Source organism: Neobacillus drentensis (genome assembly GCF_036962765.1).
In the GTDB taxonomy this organism is placed as follows: domain Bacteria; phylum Bacillota; class Bacilli; order Bacillales; family Cytobacillaceae; genus Neobacillus; species Neobacillus drentensis_C.
The window spans coordinates 12,207-30,148 of sequence record NZ_JBALOS010000011.1 but is presented as its reverse complement, the minus strand read 5'-3'; the positions used below and the strand labels follow the sequence as shown (position 1 = coordinate 30,148).

The following is a 17,942-nucleotide window of genomic DNA, read 5'->3' as shown; positions in this document are numbered from 1 at the left end:
GCCAAAATCAACAATAAGCCTTAACATAACCAAGTAAATAAAGATATTGTTGACCAGCGAACGATAATTAACACAATGTTGTTTTTTGTTTATTGCTTAAATCACCCTAGGTTGTAAAATAAAATTATAACAGCGTCAACATCCTAGGAGGAATGATTGATGAATTCAACCATTAAAGTCGAACAAGTCAGTAAAAGTTTCGGAAAAAAAACGGTATTAAACGAGGTCAGCTTATCGATCGCGAAAGGGCAATTATTTGGATTGATTGGACCTTCCGGTGCCGGAAAAACCACCCTTGTCAAAATGATTGTTGGGATGGAAAAGGCCGATAAGGGTTCGATTCATGTGTTGGATAAGAAAATGCCAAACCTTTCGCTACTTCAGGAAATTGGCTATATGGCCCAAGCGGACGCTTTGTATAGCGAGTTAACGGGCGGAGAGAATCTAAAGTTTTTCGCTTCCTTATTTGGGTTAAATAAAGAAGCACAGCAAAAGCGGATCACGTATGTCGCTAATTTAGTCAATCTTACCGATGACTTAAAAAAGCGGGTCGGTGCCTATTCCGGGGGAATGAAACGGCGCTTATCCTTGGCAATTGCATTAATCCAGGATCCTAAAATATTAATCTTAGATGAACCAACAGTCGGCATTGATCCCGAATTAAAATTGTCCATTTGGAAAGAATTCTTACGATTGAAAAATGAAGAGCAAAAAACCATTATTGTTACCACCCATGTCATGGATGAAGCCGTAAAATGTGATTATGTTGCCATGGTTCGCGATGGCCGGATTTTAACAAGCGGAACGCCAAAAGAATTAAAGGCGTTATACGGAACGGACGATTTTGATGAAGTTTTCTTGAAAGCAGGGGTGAAACAATCATGAGAGTGTTGGCATTAGTGAAAAGAATCTTCCGGCAAATGTTTCGGGACAAACGCACCCTGGCCCTGCTGTTTGTTGCCCCCCTGCTTATCCTGACGCTAATGTACTTTTTATTTAATGGCAGTTCAGTGGAACCGAAATTAGGTGTCAAGGGAGTTGATACTACTCTTATCAACGTATTAAAAAAAGCTGACATCCACGTTAAACGATATGAAAAAATCAATGCTGATACGGTCGCCGATGACGATCTTGATGGGTTATTAGAAAAAGATAATGGACAGATAAAATTAACATTACAAAATAACGATCCATCCGCCGCAAAAGCGCTGCAAATGAAAGTCAGCCAAGCGGTTGCCGCCGAGAATCAAGCTAAGTTGATCCAGCAAAACCCGGCTGCTGCAGGTCAAGTCCAGCAAAGCATCAAGATAGATTATGTGTACGGAAATGCAGACACCGTCTTTTTCGATGTATTAAGTCCGATATTAGTCGGATTCTTTGTTTTCTTCTTCGTCTTTATTATTTCAGGGATTGGATTATTACGTGAGCGGACAACGGGAACCCTAGAACGACTGATGTCCACACCGATTCGGAGATGGGAAATCGTTACCGCGTACCTGGTGGGCTATGGTATATTTGCAGTCATTCAAACCATGATTGTTGTATTCTATGCTATTAATGTATTAGATATCGTTCTTGTCGGGTCCATTTGGATTGTGCTGCTCATCAATTTAATTCTCGCTTTAGTAGCGCTCTCGCTAGGAATCCTTTTATCGACATTCGCAGCTTCAGAGTTCCAAATGATCCAATTTATTCCTATTGCCGTTATCCCACAAATATTTTTCGCAGGAATTTTCCCACTTGAAGGGATGGCAGATTGGTTACAGGCAGTCGCAAAAGTGATACCTATGTACTATGCAGGGGACGCTCTCAAAAGCGTGATGTATAAAGGGGTAGATTTAAGTGATATTAGCGGCGATCTCATTGCCCTACTTATCTTTGCAGCCATATTCATCGTGTTGAATATCTTTTCTTTGAAAAAATATCGAAAATTATGATTCTGCTCATGCAAAAAATAAACATGGGAGAGATGATCAAGTAATCATCTCCCATGTTTATTTTTTATCGGATTGTTTTTAATGCTCCGCTCCATTGGTTTACTTCGTCTAGCATTGCATTCACATTTGTTAGGTGTAATTCAGCTGGTTTGAAAACACTGCCGTTTTCAAAGTCAGTGAATAATGACAAGGTTGGATGTGTACGAACATCCGCCACTTTTAATTCACCTAAGATGCCACGTAAATGTTCAGCAGCACGTGCTCCGCCTGTTGAACCATAGCTTACGATTCCTGCAGCTTTGTTATTCCATGCTTCACGAGCAAAATCAAGCGCATTTTTTAAGGCACCAGTGATGCTGTGGTTGTATTCTTGTACAATGAATACAAAGCCATCTAAGCTCGCAAGTTTAGTATTCCATTCTGCGATTCCTGGTTCAGAACCATCAGTTGTACCTAAGAATGGTAAATTGAAGTCTGCGATATCGACGATTTCATAATTTGCATCGCCGCGTTGGTCGGCAATCCCTTTCACCCATTCCCCAACTTGCGGGCTAACACGTCCTTGACGTGTGCTTCCTAAAATAATCCCAATGTTTAATTTTGTCATTGTTTTTTCCTCCTTATTTGATTCACCAAATAGTCTACCTAAAAAACCCAACTTCAACACCACCTATATAGATTTTTTTATCTAAAAAATTACGTAGTGTTCATATTAAACAAAACACTCTTTGCAGGATTTTCTCCCACACTATAACTCCAATAAATCTCCAATTAAAGTATTATTAATTTAAATATCTTTAATTCAAAGTAATCTTATAATATTTCTCTTTCCATGTCAACGTATTTAACTTTTGGTTTTTGAAAGATATTTAAGGTAACCTAAAAAAACATAATAAAACCACTCAGCAAAGTCGGCTAAGTGGTTTTATTGAATGGTGTCAGGCACCAGCTATTATCCAGTTTTCACATCATACTTACGTTCGTCCTGTACAAAGAGGATGCCAAGTTCGTGGTGGTCACCTTCGTAAAGGGCACGTTGGACGAAACGGATCTCTCCATTAGTATCGAGGACTTCCAGCTTGCAGTGAGCGCGATTTTTTTGCAGTGCTTCATAAAACACCTTTTCATCACGAACCAATACGCCATTTGCTTTAGAGACAATTTCTCCCACCTGCAAACCCATTTTACTCGCTGGTGACTCGGGAATAACACCAATAATCATCAGGCCTTGATTCTTTTTGGAAAAATAAAACGGGAGATTGTCATCCTTCATGCCTGTGAGTAAGCTAATGATTTCACGACCGAGAACAGCTAGCGCAGCAGTTCCAATCGAACTAAGCGGGAACCAGTAGCCTGCAACTGAAAGAAGTGTAATGAACACCCCAAGGACGATTACCCGGCGGCCATGAAGTTGAATAGCAATCTTGGGCAGCATTCCTTTCACTTGCTGGTGAAAACCAATCGCGAATGGAACAAAGATGAACGTGTACTCTTTAGCCCCCAAATGGAAGACAGGCCACCAATCAAAAGGAAGATGCAGTGCATTACCTGGAATAAGTAGGAATAACGGCAGCATCCAGAGACGCTTCCCTTCATGTAATCCTATATTTTGACCGCGTTTACTTTTGGCAAGTTTAGGCGATGTCCCATAACTGCCCTTTTTAAATATCAGGATCCCTTCTGCAATGATCAGCAGACCGAGCACAATGACAATAGAAGGATAGATCTTGTCACTTAATTCATGGAACGACTTTGAAAAAAGCGGAATCGACCAATTATTTTCAGCAATCAGTATGATCGTGAAAAAGGCTGCCCCAACAGTATATACAGGCGATATCCAACGTACATTGGTGGTCAATGACCACAAAAATGTAAATCCCGCTATAAGCAGGATGGCTGCGAATGGAACGGTAATCCCTGCCGCAACAATAATTAGCGAAAGCACAAGTCCGATCACAAATCCGAGTGGAAATAACTGCCGAAGTTCGAAATAGGCGTCATGTGCCCGAATATGAAAATTTTTCCGCTCACGTTTCACCCTCATAACGCCTAAAATCCCTGTAAGGAAAACGAGATAGTATAAAACAGGATGAAGAAATAACATGCCTGTCCCTTTCAGAAGTTCCACAAGCCATATTTGCACCAATTCCTGCCACCTGCCTCTATTAAATTTCTAGTAATCTATTATGGAAAAGTCTCCTAAAGAGTATTTTACCAAATTGCCAACACAAAACATATTGCTAGTTTTTAGAAAATGGTAAAAATATTATACCAATAAAGATCAAAAGAAAAACAGAGGCTTTTTGCCCCTGCTCTACTCTTTAGTAATTAAACGCAATGCTGTTTGCAACTGAAGATCATTTTTCTCTTTTTTCATCTCTTGAATAGCTGCTTCTTCAAGCTTGGCAGCTGTTTCCGGACCAATTTTCCCTGTTGGCTCTATGGCCGCTTGGAGCTGGAAGCCTTTAACGGCCATGGCCGTTTCCTTGCTGAAATATCCATCCGTCCGCCCTGGAGCAAATCCTAAGCCTGCTAACACTTCTTGGGCGTTCTTAACTTGCTCATTGTTCATATCCTCTTCTAATGCTTCCTCTACTTGAATCGGATGAGTGGCGAAGATGGCTGGCTGTTTAATGGCCACATCGGGCTCGATTCCTTTTTTATGAATCCAATGTCCTTCTGGGGTCAGCCACTTAAATAACGTTAGCTTGATGTTGCTTCCATCCCCCATCGGTACCGCCTGTTGAACCGTGCCCTTTCCGAATGTAGTTTCGCCGACAAGTTGGTAACCATCCGCTTCTTGTAAGGAACCAGCAAGAATTTCAGATGCGGAGGCACTGCCTTTGTTGACAAGGACAAGCACAGGATAATCCTTTTTCTCGGTAAGATTAGAGAAGTAGCGTTTTCTTTCACCGTTCCGCTGTTGAATTTGGACATATGGCTTATCTTTTGGAACAAATTCCTTTAATATCTCACCGACACTGTCTAAAAGGCCGCCTGGATTTCCACGCACATCAATAATCAAGCCTTTTATATTATCGTTTTCTAAGGCAGATAATTCCTTTTCAAAATCAGCTGCCGTATCTTCTGAAAACGAAGTGATTTCGATATAGCCAATTTTTTTGCCATCCTGTTTTTTTATAGAAGCATGGACCGTTTCAAGTGGAATTTCATCGCGGGTGACATCAATGACGAGCGGATCCGTTAACCCTTTTCTTGCAATAGATAATTGTACCTTTGTTCCTTTTTTGCCGCGGATTTTAAGTGTTGCTTTATTCAAGTCCAACCCTTCAACACTTTTACCATCCACTTCTAAAATTTGATCATTTGGTTTGATGCCTGCTTTTTCGGCCGGAGAATTTTTGAACGGCGAGACGATTACAATCTTCCCATCCACCATCCCCACTTCGGCACCAATACCTTCAAAGGACGATTCCAAGGTTTGGGTGAATTGCTGGGCTGTTTCCTTGTCCATATAGACTGAATAGGGATCTTTTAGGACGGACAACATCCCTTGGATCGCACCTTCTACCAACTTTTCCTGATCTACTTTTTCAACATACCTGCTTAAAATAAGATCATAGGCATTCTCTACTTTTGCTAGATCTGCTCCTTTTTCTACCTCAGTTATTCCATTATCCTTGGTGGTTTGCACTTGTTCTAGTTTCTTACTGCTGCCATTATGATCTAACAACTGCATACCTGCATATGTGCCTCCCGCTCCTGTCAGGAGCGAACCTGTCATCAACAGGGCAATCCATCTACGATTCATCCCAATCCTCCTCGAGTTAAAAATGCCTGTCCTAATTATTTTTCTAAAAAGGCACCAAATTCCTGCCCGTTTATTAACATATATGTAACGATTGGACGAGTTATGATGATCGATAGGTATAAAAAAGAAGAAGCACGAGGCTTCTTCCAATTTTTTATGGTAGTGGAACTATGCCAACAGGATTGATTGCATAACGCTTATCCTGCGTCCATGGTCCTTTATGGAGTTCAAAATGCAAATGCTGCCCTCTTGAGGCACCAGTATTACCCATTAGGCCAATCTTTTGGCCTTTTTTCACGCTAGCCCCGCTTCCGACATAACGTTGGGTCATATGGGCATAAACGGTTGTATAAACTTGTCCATTAATCGAGTGAGAAACGAAAATACAATTTCCATACGTGCTAGAATAATAGGATCTGATAACCACACCATTTGCTGCAGCTACAATTGGCACCTTAGTTCCGTTGGCAATATCAACACCATAGTGATTCCCGTCACCGCGGCCGCCAAAACCAGAACTACGATATCCTGCAGCCGGCTGCGTCCAGGATCCACCGGAAACATTAGGTGCGGGAATAGATTGAGACCCACTATTATTTCCATTGTTCGAGTTCGTGTTTCTTTTCGCTTCTTCCGCTGCTCTTCTTTGTGCCTCTTTTTCATTTTGAATGGCCTGTTTAATAGCCGCCTCTTGAGCAGCAAGAATTTGCTCCTCCTCTTGCAGCTCCATCATACCTTCATGGGCTTCTTCTTCCTGGTCTTTAAGGCTTGCTAATAGTTTATCTTTTTCTTTCTTTTGTTCATTCAATTGCTGATTCATATTTTTTAAGTCTGCTAGCATCTTTTCGAGGCTGGAAAGATCTTTTTCTACTTTTGCTTGTTTCTGCGCAAGTTCCACTTTATCGGCCTCATGCTGCTTAATAATATCTTGGTCTGCCTGCATGATGGTGGCAACCGCATTGGCCCTGTCAATAAAATCGCTAAAGCTCGTTGAACCCATTAGCACATCCAAATAATTGACCATGCCGCCATTTTCTTGATAGCTTCGAGCTCGATCCTTTAAAAGCACATTTCTCTTTTTAATCCGCTCTTGGATCACCTTTGTTTCAGCTTGCAGTTTCGTAATCTCGGCTTTTGTATTTTTTATTTTTTCCGATTTATCATCTATTTTTGTGATTGTATCGTCAATTGCAAAATCAAGGCGTTTCATTTCACTCTTTACATCTGCCTGCTGACTTTTCAATGTGTTAATCTTACTATTTGCTTGATTAATACCTGATTGTATATTGGTACGTTTGTCGTGGATTTTATTTTGTTCACCTTTTAGACTAGAGATTGATTCAGCTTCTGTTTTACCAGGAACTCCACCAAAAATGGTCCCCATTCCAACCGTTGCAGCAATGGCAAACGTAATTATTGATTTGTTCATTTTCCGATTACTCCTCCCTTTCATTCTATGTACAGGTAAATCATGTTTATCTGTTTGTGGACGAATGTTGTTGTACAAAAACATTTTGAGTGACTCATGCGTCTATTCTAGGAATAGGTCGGACGGCAACAATAAATCAGGAAGGATATGATAGCATCCTTCCTGACTTAATAAGATTCATACGTAAATCTTTCGACGTAAGCGAAGAAAGTGCAGTCCTGATACGGACATTTCAGCGTTTTCTGCTTATACCTTTAAGAATTTTCTAACGGACATTAAGCTTCCCCAAATTCCAATCAGTGCACCCATTAAAATCAGAATGCCGGAAACTTGGTACATAAATGGGTCAAATGGAAGAACCTTGATAAAAGTACCTTCAAGCCTTGGGCCAATATAATCATAAGCACGATAATAGGCAATTGAAATCAGGATAATTGGTAAAATCGACCCCATCACACCGAGCCATAGTCCTTCTAAGAAGAACGGCCAACGGATAAATGTATTCGTTGCTCCTACTAATCTCATAATCTTAATTTCTCTGCGTCTTGCAATAATCGTAATTTTAATTGTATTAGAGATTAAGAAAATAGCCGTAAAAAATAAGCCGATAATCAATACCACTCCAACGTTGCGGCTTGCATTAATAAACTTAAATAATTTTTCCACCTTGCCTTGGCCATACTTTACCTTGGCAACATAATTAGATTTTTTGATTTGTTCTGCTACTTGCATCGTATCTGTTGGTTTTTTAGTTTTAACGATAAATACATCGTTTAAGGGATTGTCCTGTTCAAAAAGTTTAAACGACTTACCTTCTTCACCAAGACTATTCACTAAATTGTCTAGTTCATTCTGTTTGGAGGAGAAAGTGACACTTTTTACTTCAGGCATACTTTCAATATCAGTTTTTAATTTTTGCTGATCCTGTGCGTTTGCAGCAACATCGATATGAACGCGAATTTGCACATCATCTTCAATGGTTTGCGCTACTCTGTTAAGATTCATCATAATAACGAAAAAGACACCAACTAAAATCAAGGTAACGGTAACAGCACTTACGGATGCAAAGGTCATCCAGCCATTTCTACTGATATTCTTTAAACTATCTCGAGAGTGACGGCCAATTGTTCTAATTTTCATAACCGTATTCACCTCTTTCATCATCACGCACGATTTTTCCGCCTTCTATGGCAATCACACGATGCATCAATGTATTAACAATCTCTCGGTTATGGGTTGCCATAATAATAGTCGTACCTCTTGAATTAATCTCTTCAAATATTTTCATGATTTCCCATGATGTTTCAGGGTCAAGGTTTCCGGTAGGCTCGTCCGCAATTACGACTTTCGGCGAATTGACGATAGAGCGGGCAATCGAAACGCGTTGTTGCTCCCCGCCTGAAAGCTCGGACGGCAGCATCTTGATCTTATGCTTTAAGTTAACAAGGTCGAGAACTTCCATCACTCGTTTCTTAATAACCTTTGGCTGGGCTTCAATAACTTCTAAAGCAAAGGCCACATTTTCATAGACCGTTAATCTCGGCAGCAGTTTAAAGTCTTGAAAGACCACGCCCAGATTCCTGCGGAAAATAGGTACCTTTTTCATTTTTAATTTTGCGAGGTTTACACCATTCATAGTGATCGTCCCTGAAGTGGGAACTTCTTCACGGTACATCATTTTTATGAAGGTAGATTTTCCGGCACCACTTGGTCCGACGACATAGACAAATTCGCCCTGGTTGATCCGGACGTCTATCCCATTAATGGCTGAAACTCCATTAGGGTACTTTTTATAAACATCTTGTAGTTCTATCATTTTTATCACCTTTATTTAAAGATTTTCGAATTTTTTTCGACAAAAATCTTTATTTATTTGCAAAATGGACTAGGATAACAAAAAATATGTGCATAATTTCGCATAAATCTATTATAACATCATAAATTGCTAAAAAAAGCGGTAAAAATATTACAGTTTCTTTTCAAAGAATTACAAAACCCGACAATTTTTTCGTTGTCCGCAAAAAAAAAAACGCCCTGTTTTTTACAAACAGAACGCTTCTTGAGACTTTTATTTCTTGGCTGCGAGCCACTCTGCAACTTGCTCAGCATCATTGCCGGTTACTACCTTTGGTGGCATTTGACCTCTACCATTATTAATAATATTTAATATATCGTCTTTAGAGTACTTTGAGCCAACCTTCGTTAGATTTGGTCCCACACCACCCGTAAGATCGCCACCATGACAACTGGAGCATTTTTGATCAAATATCTTCGCTCCTGCATCACTGGTTGCTGTGTCCGTACCTGTGTCTTTTCCTGTGTCTTTTCCTGTGTCTTTTCCATTGTCGTTGCCTCCGCAGGCAGCTAGTCCCATCACTAATGCAGTACCCATCAACAATGTTAACAACTTCTTCTTCAATGCAATACCTCCTTCAGAAAATATTACCACCAATGCCCTATTATACCAATTCTACGCCCGTTTGAAACCCTCGCCTAACACCTCAGCAGCATCCATAACGACCACAAATGCAGATGGGTCAAGGGCTTTAACCAATTGTTTCAATTTAGTGAACTCTGATTGATCAACAACGCACATCAGAACTGGCCGTTCATGGTCAGTAAAACCACCATATGCTGATAGTTTTGTCACACCACGGTCAATTTTATTCAAAATTCCTTCACGAACTTCTTGTTGTTTATCTGTTATAATCATCGCCATTTTTGACCGGCCAAAGCCTACCTGAATCAGGTCAATTGTTTTGCTTGTTACATATAGGGCAATTAAGGCATACAACCCCTTTTCGATATCAAACACAATTGAAGCTGCGAGAACGATTAATCCATCGATCATAACAACGCATCGGCCGAGCGTAAAGCCTGTATATTTATTAATGATTTGAGCTAAAAGGTCTGTTCCTCCAGTCGATGCCTTCCCCCTAAACACGATGCCGAGACCAAGCCCTACACCAATTCCCCCAAACAAAGCCCCTAGGAGGGCGTCATTCGTCCAAGGCTCTAAATTTTTGGTAAAGAAAACAATAAATGGTAAAAAAATCGTTCCCACAAGGGTTTTCATACCAAAATGCTTTCCTAACAAGACCACGCCAGCTATAAATAAGGGAATGTTAAAAGCCCACTGTACGTAGGCTGGTTCCCACCCTAGCACCGATTTCAGAATCGTACTAATGCCGCTGACTCCGCCTGAGGCCACTTGGTTTGGAAGTAAAAAAACGTTAAAGGCAAGAGCAATGATGCCTGCGCCAATTAATACGAAAAGATAATCGACTGCTATTCTCATTTTCGGATAAGTTCGTGTTAAATTACTCAATATATTCATAAAGCTACTCTCCTCAAAGTATCTTTCTTTTAAATGCTTTTTTCACACCGAAAGTGAGTATAGCATGGGCAAATTTTAGTGTAAATGGCATTAAGTTGACGTGGTAAAGGACTAAAATTTCTCTTAGCATTTGTCAATCAACTAGTTTTTATAAGGATTGTTCCCATTCGTACATTTAGCGATTGTTTTGGCAAAAAAATGTTCATTAAATGTTTTAAAAATATGAGTAATCGGCATATAAATCCCAAAAGAAAAGCCTTTGCCGAATTGGTCGGCAAAGGCTTTTCTTATTTATGTTTCAAATCATATTACGAAATTCTCGATCTTAGATACGCATTAATAAACTGGTCCAAATCTCCGTCCATAACGGCCTGAACATTCCCGCTTTCTGTGCTAGTACGGTGATCTTTCACCATTGAATACGGATGGAAAACGTAAGAACGGATTTGACTTCCCCAGCCGATTTCTTTCTGTTCGCCGCGAATTTCGAGCAGTTCTTGTTCCTGGCGCTCAATTTCCAATTGATACAACTTAGATTTCAACATTTTCATGGCGGCTTCACGGTTTTTAATCTGTGAGCGTTCGGATTGGCACGTCACCACCACACCTGTTGGCAGGTGGGTAATCCGGACAGCCGAATCAGTAGTATTGATATGCTGTCCACCCGCTCCTGTTGCACGATACGTATCAATTTTTAGATCCTCAGTACGGATATCCACTTGAATTTCCTCATTAAATTCAGGCATAACTTCACAAGAAACGAAAGAGGTATGGCGTCGGCCTGAGGCATCAAAAGGTGAAATCCGAACAAGACGGTGTACACCTTTTTCCGCTTTTAAGTAGCCATACGCATTATGCCCTTTAATTGCAAGTGTAACACTCTTAATTCCCGCTTCATCACCAGGCAAGTAATCAAGTGTCTCGACCTTAAAGCCCTTTTTCTCTGCCCAACGAGTATACATCCGAAGCAGCATCGAGCCCCAGTCTTGTGATTCTGTTCCACCGGCACCCGGGTGAAGTTCCAAAATCGCATTATTTTTATCGTACTCCTCGCTTAGGAGAAGCTGCAGTTCAAATTGACTCAAACGAGCTGTTAGCTGTTGGAGTTCATCCTCCAACTCAGCACGTAATTCTTCATCATTTTCTTCTTTGACCAGTTCATAGGTTAATTCCAAATTCTCAAAGCTGTTATTCAGATCATAAAATTCATTGACCTGATCCTTTAATCCATTTGCTTCACTAATGACTGTCTGCGCTGCTTGCTGATCATTCCAAAATTCAGGCTGGAGCATCTCATCATCTAGTTCAGCAATTCTTGCTTCTTTATTCTCAAGGTCAAAGAGACCCCCTAAAGTCCGCTAATTTCTTAGCTGTTTTTTCAAGTTCATTACGAATTTCTGCTAATTCCATTTTCTTCACCTCTATAAAAATTAAAAATATCCTGTCTTGTATTTTATTCTGAAAACGCTCCTCAGATTCTTAACCATTATAGCGTGAGAACAGCCTAAATTTCAAAGTTTGGTCATTAAAAAGTATAAACCTTCCAAAATGGTTGAATGAAAGAAAAAAATAACGAGCAGAGATTGACCCCGCTCGTTTTATTATGGAGTAATCCTTTTAGGTGCATGCGCCGTATCTAAAAAGGATTTACTATCGCTATGACATTCTGAGCATGTTTTTGTACTTTCCCTGTCATGACCATCATTTTCTGGATTAATTGGATCTCCTGTTTCTTTATCGTAGATTGCTTTGCCTTGTTTACTATAAAGATCTGTTTTGCCATTATGGCATGATAGACAGAATTTACGTTGAGCATCAGCATCCCACTCATCTGTAGTTTTATTAAACCAATTATCATCAAGTTGATCGTTTTCAGGCTTTTGACCTTCCAGCTTAATATTTCCAAGTTCCGGCCTTAGCATCTTAATATTACTTGCTCCGTGAGTTTCATGACACTCAGCACAAGGAAACTGGCCATTTAACGATAGACCGCTATCTGTTGTCACTTCGATATTATGTCCTGATTGACTTTTATAGGTTCCATCAGTATAGTACTTTTCAATATCTATCTTTTTTCCATTTGTATGACAGCTAAAACACAAGGAATTGTCACTTGGATCCCCGGTAGCGGATCCTGCCTTTTTATAATGATAGTAAGGATCGGTCCCCACTTTAGGGTGCAAACTGTTTGGGTTTTCTTTTGTCCCAGGGTTATGTGGATCATGACAACTAGAACAGGAAACACTTGAATCTGTATAATGTTTACTATGACTAGTATTTTCCTCTATCTTTGGTGAACCTGTCCCGTCATGACAGGCCATACACATATCATTTTCATTCGAACCCTTTTCACCCTTAATAAGAAATTCATTGGTTCCATTATGGGTGCTATGGCAAAAGGCGCATGCATTTGTTACAACCGAAAAAGGTCCATGTATAGCATCATTATCCATCGATACATCGTCCACTCTGTCCACCTGAAAACGGGTATCTACATAATCACTAATTGTAGTGAACTTTAGGAATCTAGGAATAATAACCTTCCCCGTTTGGCTTGAGAATTTCGGGTTTAAGTATACATAATAGCTTGTGCTAGGTTTAAAGTTTTGTTCAGGTGTAAAGGTATAAACATACGATTTGAGATTATCTTGTAATACAGTGGTTGCTATTAAGTTCTCATCTCCTTTAATATCTCCAAATGCAGTTAACAAAGATTGTGTTTTCGCTAAAGGCTCCGTACTTCTAACATCTACTAATATCACATAATTCAAAGGTACACGCGTCATATCTTCCACAGGTAGGAAACTGCTAGGTACATCCTTCCCAGGATCATATTGATCTGCACTATCTTTGGGAATTAGGTACATCTTAGCCATATATGGCCTTGTCCCTGCCTCATCAGCGGATAATTGAATAGAAGCAATATCTTTAGTGGACGTTGTGCTTCCATCCATTTTTGGAGTGGTTTCTTTAGTCGTACCTTTATCTTCATTAGTTATCACTACTGGATTTTGGGATCCATTATCCGCTGCTTCAAGAGTTTCTTCTGTTTCCACAGTCCCCTCTGACATAATAGTAAATGAACGATCAACCTTTGCGCTTATCCCCTCCTCATCAGTGGCAACAAACGTTAGGGTATGATCTCCTTCACTAAAATCTTTTGAATAGGAAAAGTCTACAACTTTATCTTTAGGAGTAAGCGTAAGCTTTCCTTCAGAAGTAACATCAATAGGCTGCGGAGAGGAGTCAACCTGTTCAAAAACCTGGACTGAGAGTTTATTTGGAGTAGTTAGATCATCCGAAATGGTTCCTGCCACTTCAACCATTGGAGTTGTATACATTGTTCCTTCATCCGGAGTTACAATCTGTACTTCGGGAACAGCCGATGCCGATACAACTATGTTATCAGGAGAACTAAAAAGGAGTGAACTAAGGACAACGCTCCAAATAACAATGTATGAAATTAGCTTTCGGTTGCAGTTCTTCCTTTTCATACGATTCATCCTTTACTTTTTGAAAAATAGGTATTTATTACGTAATCAATTATATCAACTGAATTAACATTAATTATCGACGTTACGTTAAATATTTTTGACATTTTCAAAACGAGATGCAAAAATAAAACAAGGTAACAATAGTGATATTGCCACCTTGTTTAATGTGAATTATTGGAGCAAACAATATAGTAGGGCTATTTGTTTGCTTTTTTTATTACTTAATTAAAGATTTACCCGAATAATCTCCACCAGGAACTAAATAGTTCTTATAATCTGTTGCATTTGGATAGTTAGTGGTTCCAGGTGTATTAGCAATTTGGTGTGTAGATTGGTGACAAGCCCAACATACAGCCATGTTTGTAAATCTCTTTAAAGCAGAAGAGCCTGATTTACTTACATCTTTCATGTAAGCTTTAGCTTGAGCTTCTGTCCATGCTTTTCCCCCATCAGCAACTGGTTTTTGTAAATCTGTGATTGTTTTACCAGCTGTGTCTCTTAATAGAGTAATGTCTGTACCGTGTGCATAGTGACATGCTGTACAGCTTCGGCCTTGTTTTGTACTGTTAGTTGTGTGAGTATAGTGGACACCATCAGCTCTAGGTCCATTTTCTCTATTTTTCATATAGTCGTCATGGCAAGATGCGCAGAACTCTGAATAGTTCAATTTATAATCATAAACCTGTGCTTGAGTTAAGCCATCAGCAGGTTTATTATAGATACCACTTGACTTGTAAATTTTTAATCCTGATAAACCTGTAGCGCTGTTGATATCCGCATATGCAGGATCTTCTACTAAATTAAGCTTAATTGCTTTTGTTCCGACTGGAACAGAATTCAATTTAGTAATTGTTTCCGTATAGCCAACGATAGTGACATTATAATTGCCACCGTATTGTTTGCCAGCCACTGTTTCATTTAATAAACGATCGTTAGCTGATCCATGTGGATTATGACAGCTTGAGCATTCAAATGTAGCAGTAGATTTATTAACTAACGCACCTGGAGCTGCACTCACGGCTAAGTCTGAATCTACACTGTGCATAGAAGCACTCATTTCGTGTGATCCGATAATACCAGCTTCACTAGCTTTTGTAACGTCATAAAAACCCATTGTGCCATCATGGCAGGACATACAAAGTTCATATTCGCTGCTCTTCATAACTAGCATTTCATTTTCCCCGTTGTGAGTACTATGGCAGTTAGCGCAAGCGTTTGTGTTATTTTGGAAGTTACCATGTGTTTTGTGTGTATTGGTATTTCCGAAGTTATCCACTGTTCCAGCATTAGGTGGTAGAGTAACCTCTGCGGCAGAAGCAAATGCTCCAAACATGCTTAATAAAATAAGCATTAATAAGGTAGACAAGCTAATTTTCAACTTACCCATTTCTAGAAAACCTCCCAATTTTCTTTCTCTTCTCTCTTTTTCTTTCTTTTCTCTTTTTGGTGAAATGAAACACTAGGTACTCTTTTTTTCACCACCCCCTTAAAAGGACAGTAATTACTATATGTACCTTTTACTAGTACAAATCCGTTCAAAAATCTTTATGTTTTCAATAACTAACCATATGGGAGGTAGATGGGTCGTTTTGGTTATGTTCAATTTTAGTATATAGGTTATATCTCTATTAAATTTTTAAATTTATTCAAAACAAGGTAACAATAAATAGATATTGCTACCTTGTTTTAAGTTAATATTTGCTTCAAACAATTATTTGTTCGTTAAAGATTATTTAATTTTTGCTCTACCTTTAAGTCTTCCAGTTCCATCTAGGAATTGAGGATCGATTTGTCCTGGAGCAATACTTGTTCCGTGACAAGCAAAACATACTGCCATGTTAGTGAATTTCTTTAAAGAAGAACCTTTTGCGCTTACATCTTTCATGTATGCTTCAGCTGTTTCTTGTGTAAATAGATTTTTTCCTTCAGCATCTTTTACCTGTAGTAAATCAGCTACAGTTCTTCCTGCAGCATCCAACATAATGGTAGCATCAGTACCGTGTGCATAGTGACATGCAGCACAGCTTCTACCTTGGCTTGAGCTGTTAGTTGTGTGTGTATAAGTATCATGTGTGTGTATTGCAGTGATTGGAGAACCAGTGCTAGGTTTTCCAGGAATAGGGCTTGATGATGTACCTGCGTTTCTCTTAGCAAAATAATCGTCGTGACAAGCACCACAGAATTGAGAATAATAGATCTTATCATTTACACCATTGTAACTAGCTAATCCTTTTGGACCATTTGATTTTAGAATCTTTAATCCACCAGTACCAGTTAAAGCATTAAGTTCTGCATATGCAGGATCCTCTGTTAAATCTAGAACGATCGTTTTGGTACCTGTTGGAGCAGGGGTTTGAACACCATTTACTAAAGATGTGGCAAATGCTTTACCTGCAACCGTTTCATTTAGTAATCTATCATTAGCAGAACCATGTGGATTGTGGCAGCTAGAGCATTCTAAGTCAGCAGTAGAATTATTTAAATATCTACCAGGAGCACTTCCAACTTTTAAACCTGAATCAACGTTGTGCATAGAAGAACTTAAGTGTGAGTCATCAAAAGTACCTGCACCGCTAGACTTTGTCACGTCATAAAAACCCATTGTGCCATCATGACAAGACATACAAAGCTCATATTCTCCTTCTTTCATTAACAACATCTCGTCTTCCCCATTGTGAGTGCTGTGACAGTTTGCACAAGAGTTGGTGTTGTTTTGGAAATTACCGTGTGTTTTGTGTGTACTTTTGTTACCAAAGTTATCAACGTCACCTACATGAATGCCAGGTGCTGGATTAGTTGAAGTTGGCGGTACACCATCTTCTGCAAAGGCAACAGCACTGAATAAGCCTAGCAAAAACAGCACAAGAACAGTTGATAACCCCAATCTGATCTTACTCATTCTTAAAACCTCCCAAAGTACTCTCTCTTTTTTTTAATAGACTGTGGTTCACCAAAAAGTATGGAACTTTTTTTCGTCATCACCTCCTTAGAAGAAGGAGTACTAGTAGAAAACGGATACTCTTTGGTTGACTGTATCTGTTACGAACAGCGTATCTCTATCGTCAATGAATAGACCATTTGGGAGATATAGCTGACCGTCTTCCGTCCCCATTCCACCTAATTCAAATAATTGTTTTCCATCTTTATCAAAAGCAAAAATATTATGTGAAAGATTGTTAACTACATAAACATTACCTTTTGAATCGACAGCAACTCCTCTAGGATTCAAGAAAGTAGGATCACCCTTTCCATCATTTGAGCCATTAATGATTTTGACAAATTTACCCTCTTTACTAAAAACTTGGACTCTATTATTCCCAGAGTCTGTCACATAAATATTTTTATCAAAATCAACTGTGACTGCATTAGGTGCGATAAATTTTCCTTTATCCACACCAGCTCCGCCAATTTCAAGTAACTTTTTTCCGTCTAATTTGAACACAAACAATTTGTTTGCTTTAATATCGGTAATATAAAGCTTTTCATCGAAGATACGGAGTCCACCTGGTGATTTTAAAACTTTTTCCTTATCACTAAAGTATTTAATGAATTTACCTTCTGAATTGAATATGGAAACATTGCCATTGTACATATCAGCTACATAAATGTTGCCTTCTTTATCTCCAGAGATTCCATAAGGAAATTTAAATTCGCCTTCTTTCGTACCTTCTTTTCCGAATTTAAAAACAGAAGTACCCGATTGATCAAACACTTGAATTTGTTTGTTATTTGTATCACTTACATAAACAAATTCACCGATTTTCGCTACATCCATTGGTTTATTTAATGGTTGGTTAAATTCACCGTACAATGCATTTGTATATACTGGAGTTGCACTTGGGTCAACTTTTGCTACAATCGGCTTTATTTTAGAATCTAAATTTAAGAAAAAGACTGCTGCGAAGAAGGCAACGGAAAGTGCGACAATGCTACTCATTAATATATATACAGTTCTCTTTTTCAAGGTTGGTCA

The 17,942-nt window shown here is 39.2% G+C and carries 15 protein-coding genes; 2 read left to right on the top strand and 13 right to left on the bottom strand.

Annotation, left to right across the window (positions count from 1 at the left end):
• The first annotated feature begins 159 nt into the window (after nt 1-159).
• Complete coding sequence (locus V7137_RS02725; protein WP_218347595.1) at nt 160-885, top strand: ABC transporter ATP-binding protein; 726 nt, start codon at nt 160-162, stop codon at nt 883-885.
• Complete coding sequence (locus tag V7137_RS02720) at nt 882-1,937, top strand: ABC transporter permease (RefSeq protein ID WP_335696635.1); 1,056 nt, start codon at nt 882-884, stop codon at nt 1,935-1,937. The genes V7137_RS02725 and V7137_RS02720 overlap by 4 nt, the downstream gene beginning before the upstream one ends.
• A gap of 64 nt (nt 1,938-2,001) precedes the next feature.
• Here V7137_RS02720 and V7137_RS02715 read toward each other — a convergent pair whose 3' ends face one another.
• The 13 genes from V7137_RS02715 to V7137_RS02655 form a co-directional block, all read right to left on the bottom strand.
• Complete coding sequence (locus V7137_RS02715; RefSeq protein ID WP_218347593.1) at nt 2,002-2,595, bottom strand: NADPH-dependent FMN reductase; 594 nt, start codon at nt 2,593-2,595, stop codon at nt 2,002-2,004.
• 294 nt (nt 2,596-2,889) lie between these two features.
• Nucleotides 2,890-4,080: a PDZ domain-containing protein gene (locus V7137_RS02710; protein WP_335696654.1), complete on the bottom strand. Its 1,191-nt coding sequence runs from the start codon at nt 4,078-4,080 to the stop codon at nt 2,890-2,892.
• A 171-nt stretch (nt 4,081-4,251) separates the two neighbouring features.
• The gene (locus V7137_RS02705; protein WP_335696634.1) at nt 4,252-5,709 is read right to left on the bottom strand and encodes a S41 family peptidase; all 1,458 of its coding nucleotides are present in this window, start codon (nt 5,707-5,709) and stop codon (nt 4,252-4,254) included.
• 154 nt (nt 5,710-5,863) lie between these two features.
• On the bottom strand, nt 5,864-7,138 hold the full coding sequence (locus tag V7137_RS02700; protein WP_335696633.1) for a murein hydrolase activator EnvC family protein: 1,275 nt from the start codon (nt 7,136-7,138) through the stop codon (nt 5,864-5,866).
• A 246-nt stretch (nt 7,139-7,384) separates the two neighbouring features.
• Complete coding sequence (gene ftsX / locus V7137_RS02695) at nt 7,385-8,278, bottom strand: permease-like cell division protein FtsX (protein ID WP_335696632.1); 894 nt, start codon at nt 8,276-8,278, stop codon at nt 7,385-7,387.
• Nucleotides 8,268-8,954 carry a cell division ATP-binding protein FtsE gene (ftsE, locus tag V7137_RS02690; RefSeq protein ID WP_218347588.1) on the bottom strand — a complete coding sequence of 229 codons (687 nt, stop codon included), beginning with the start codon at nt 8,952-8,954 and terminating at the stop codon, nt 8,268-8,270. The genes ftsX and ftsE overlap by 11 nt, the downstream gene beginning before the upstream one ends.
• A gap of 252 nt (nt 8,955-9,206) precedes the next feature.
• A complete protein-coding gene (gene cccB / locus V7137_RS02685) occupies nt 9,207-9,557 on the bottom strand; it encodes a cytochrome c551 (RefSeq protein WP_335696631.1) in 351 nt (116 codons plus the stop codon).
• Between the two features lie 51 nt (nt 9,558-9,608).
• On the bottom strand, nt 9,609-10,475 hold the full coding sequence (locus V7137_RS02680; RefSeq protein WP_335696630.1) for a YitT family protein: 867 nt from the start codon (nt 10,473-10,475) through the stop codon (nt 9,609-9,611).
• A 308-nt stretch (nt 10,476-10,783) separates the two neighbouring features.
• Nucleotides 10,784-11,885, bottom strand: a protein-coding gene (gene prfB / locus V7137_RS02675; protein ID WP_335696629.1) for a peptide chain release factor 2 whose coding sequence is annotated in 2 segments (ribosomal slippage) — nt 10,784-11,812 and nt 11,814-11,885 — 1,101 coding nt in all. Because the reading frame shifts where the segments join, the coding sequence is not laid out codon by codon here.
• A gap of 191 nt (nt 11,886-12,076) precedes the next feature.
• Complete coding sequence (locus tag V7137_RS02670) at nt 12,077-13,969, bottom strand: cytochrome c3 family protein (protein WP_335696628.1); 1,893 nt, start codon at nt 13,967-13,969, stop codon at nt 12,077-12,079.
• A 217-nt stretch (nt 13,970-14,186) separates the two neighbouring features.
• Nucleotides 14,187-15,356, bottom strand: coding sequence for a cytochrome c3 family protein (locus V7137_RS02665; protein ID WP_335696627.1), 1,170 nt, complete (start codon nt 15,354-15,356; stop codon nt 14,187-14,189).
• Nucleotides 15,357-15,698: 342 nt separating this feature from the next.
• Nucleotides 15,699-16,868, bottom strand: a complete 1,170-nt coding sequence (locus V7137_RS02660; RefSeq protein ID WP_335696626.1) for a cytochrome c3 family protein — start codon at nt 16,866-16,868, stop codon at nt 15,699-15,701.
• Between the two features lie 102 nt (nt 16,869-16,970).
• A complete protein-coding gene (locus V7137_RS02655; RefSeq protein WP_335696625.1) occupies nt 16,971-17,933 on the bottom strand; it encodes a 6-bladed beta-propeller in 963 nt (320 codons plus the stop codon).
• Nucleotides 17,934-17,942: the final 9 nt, after the last annotated feature.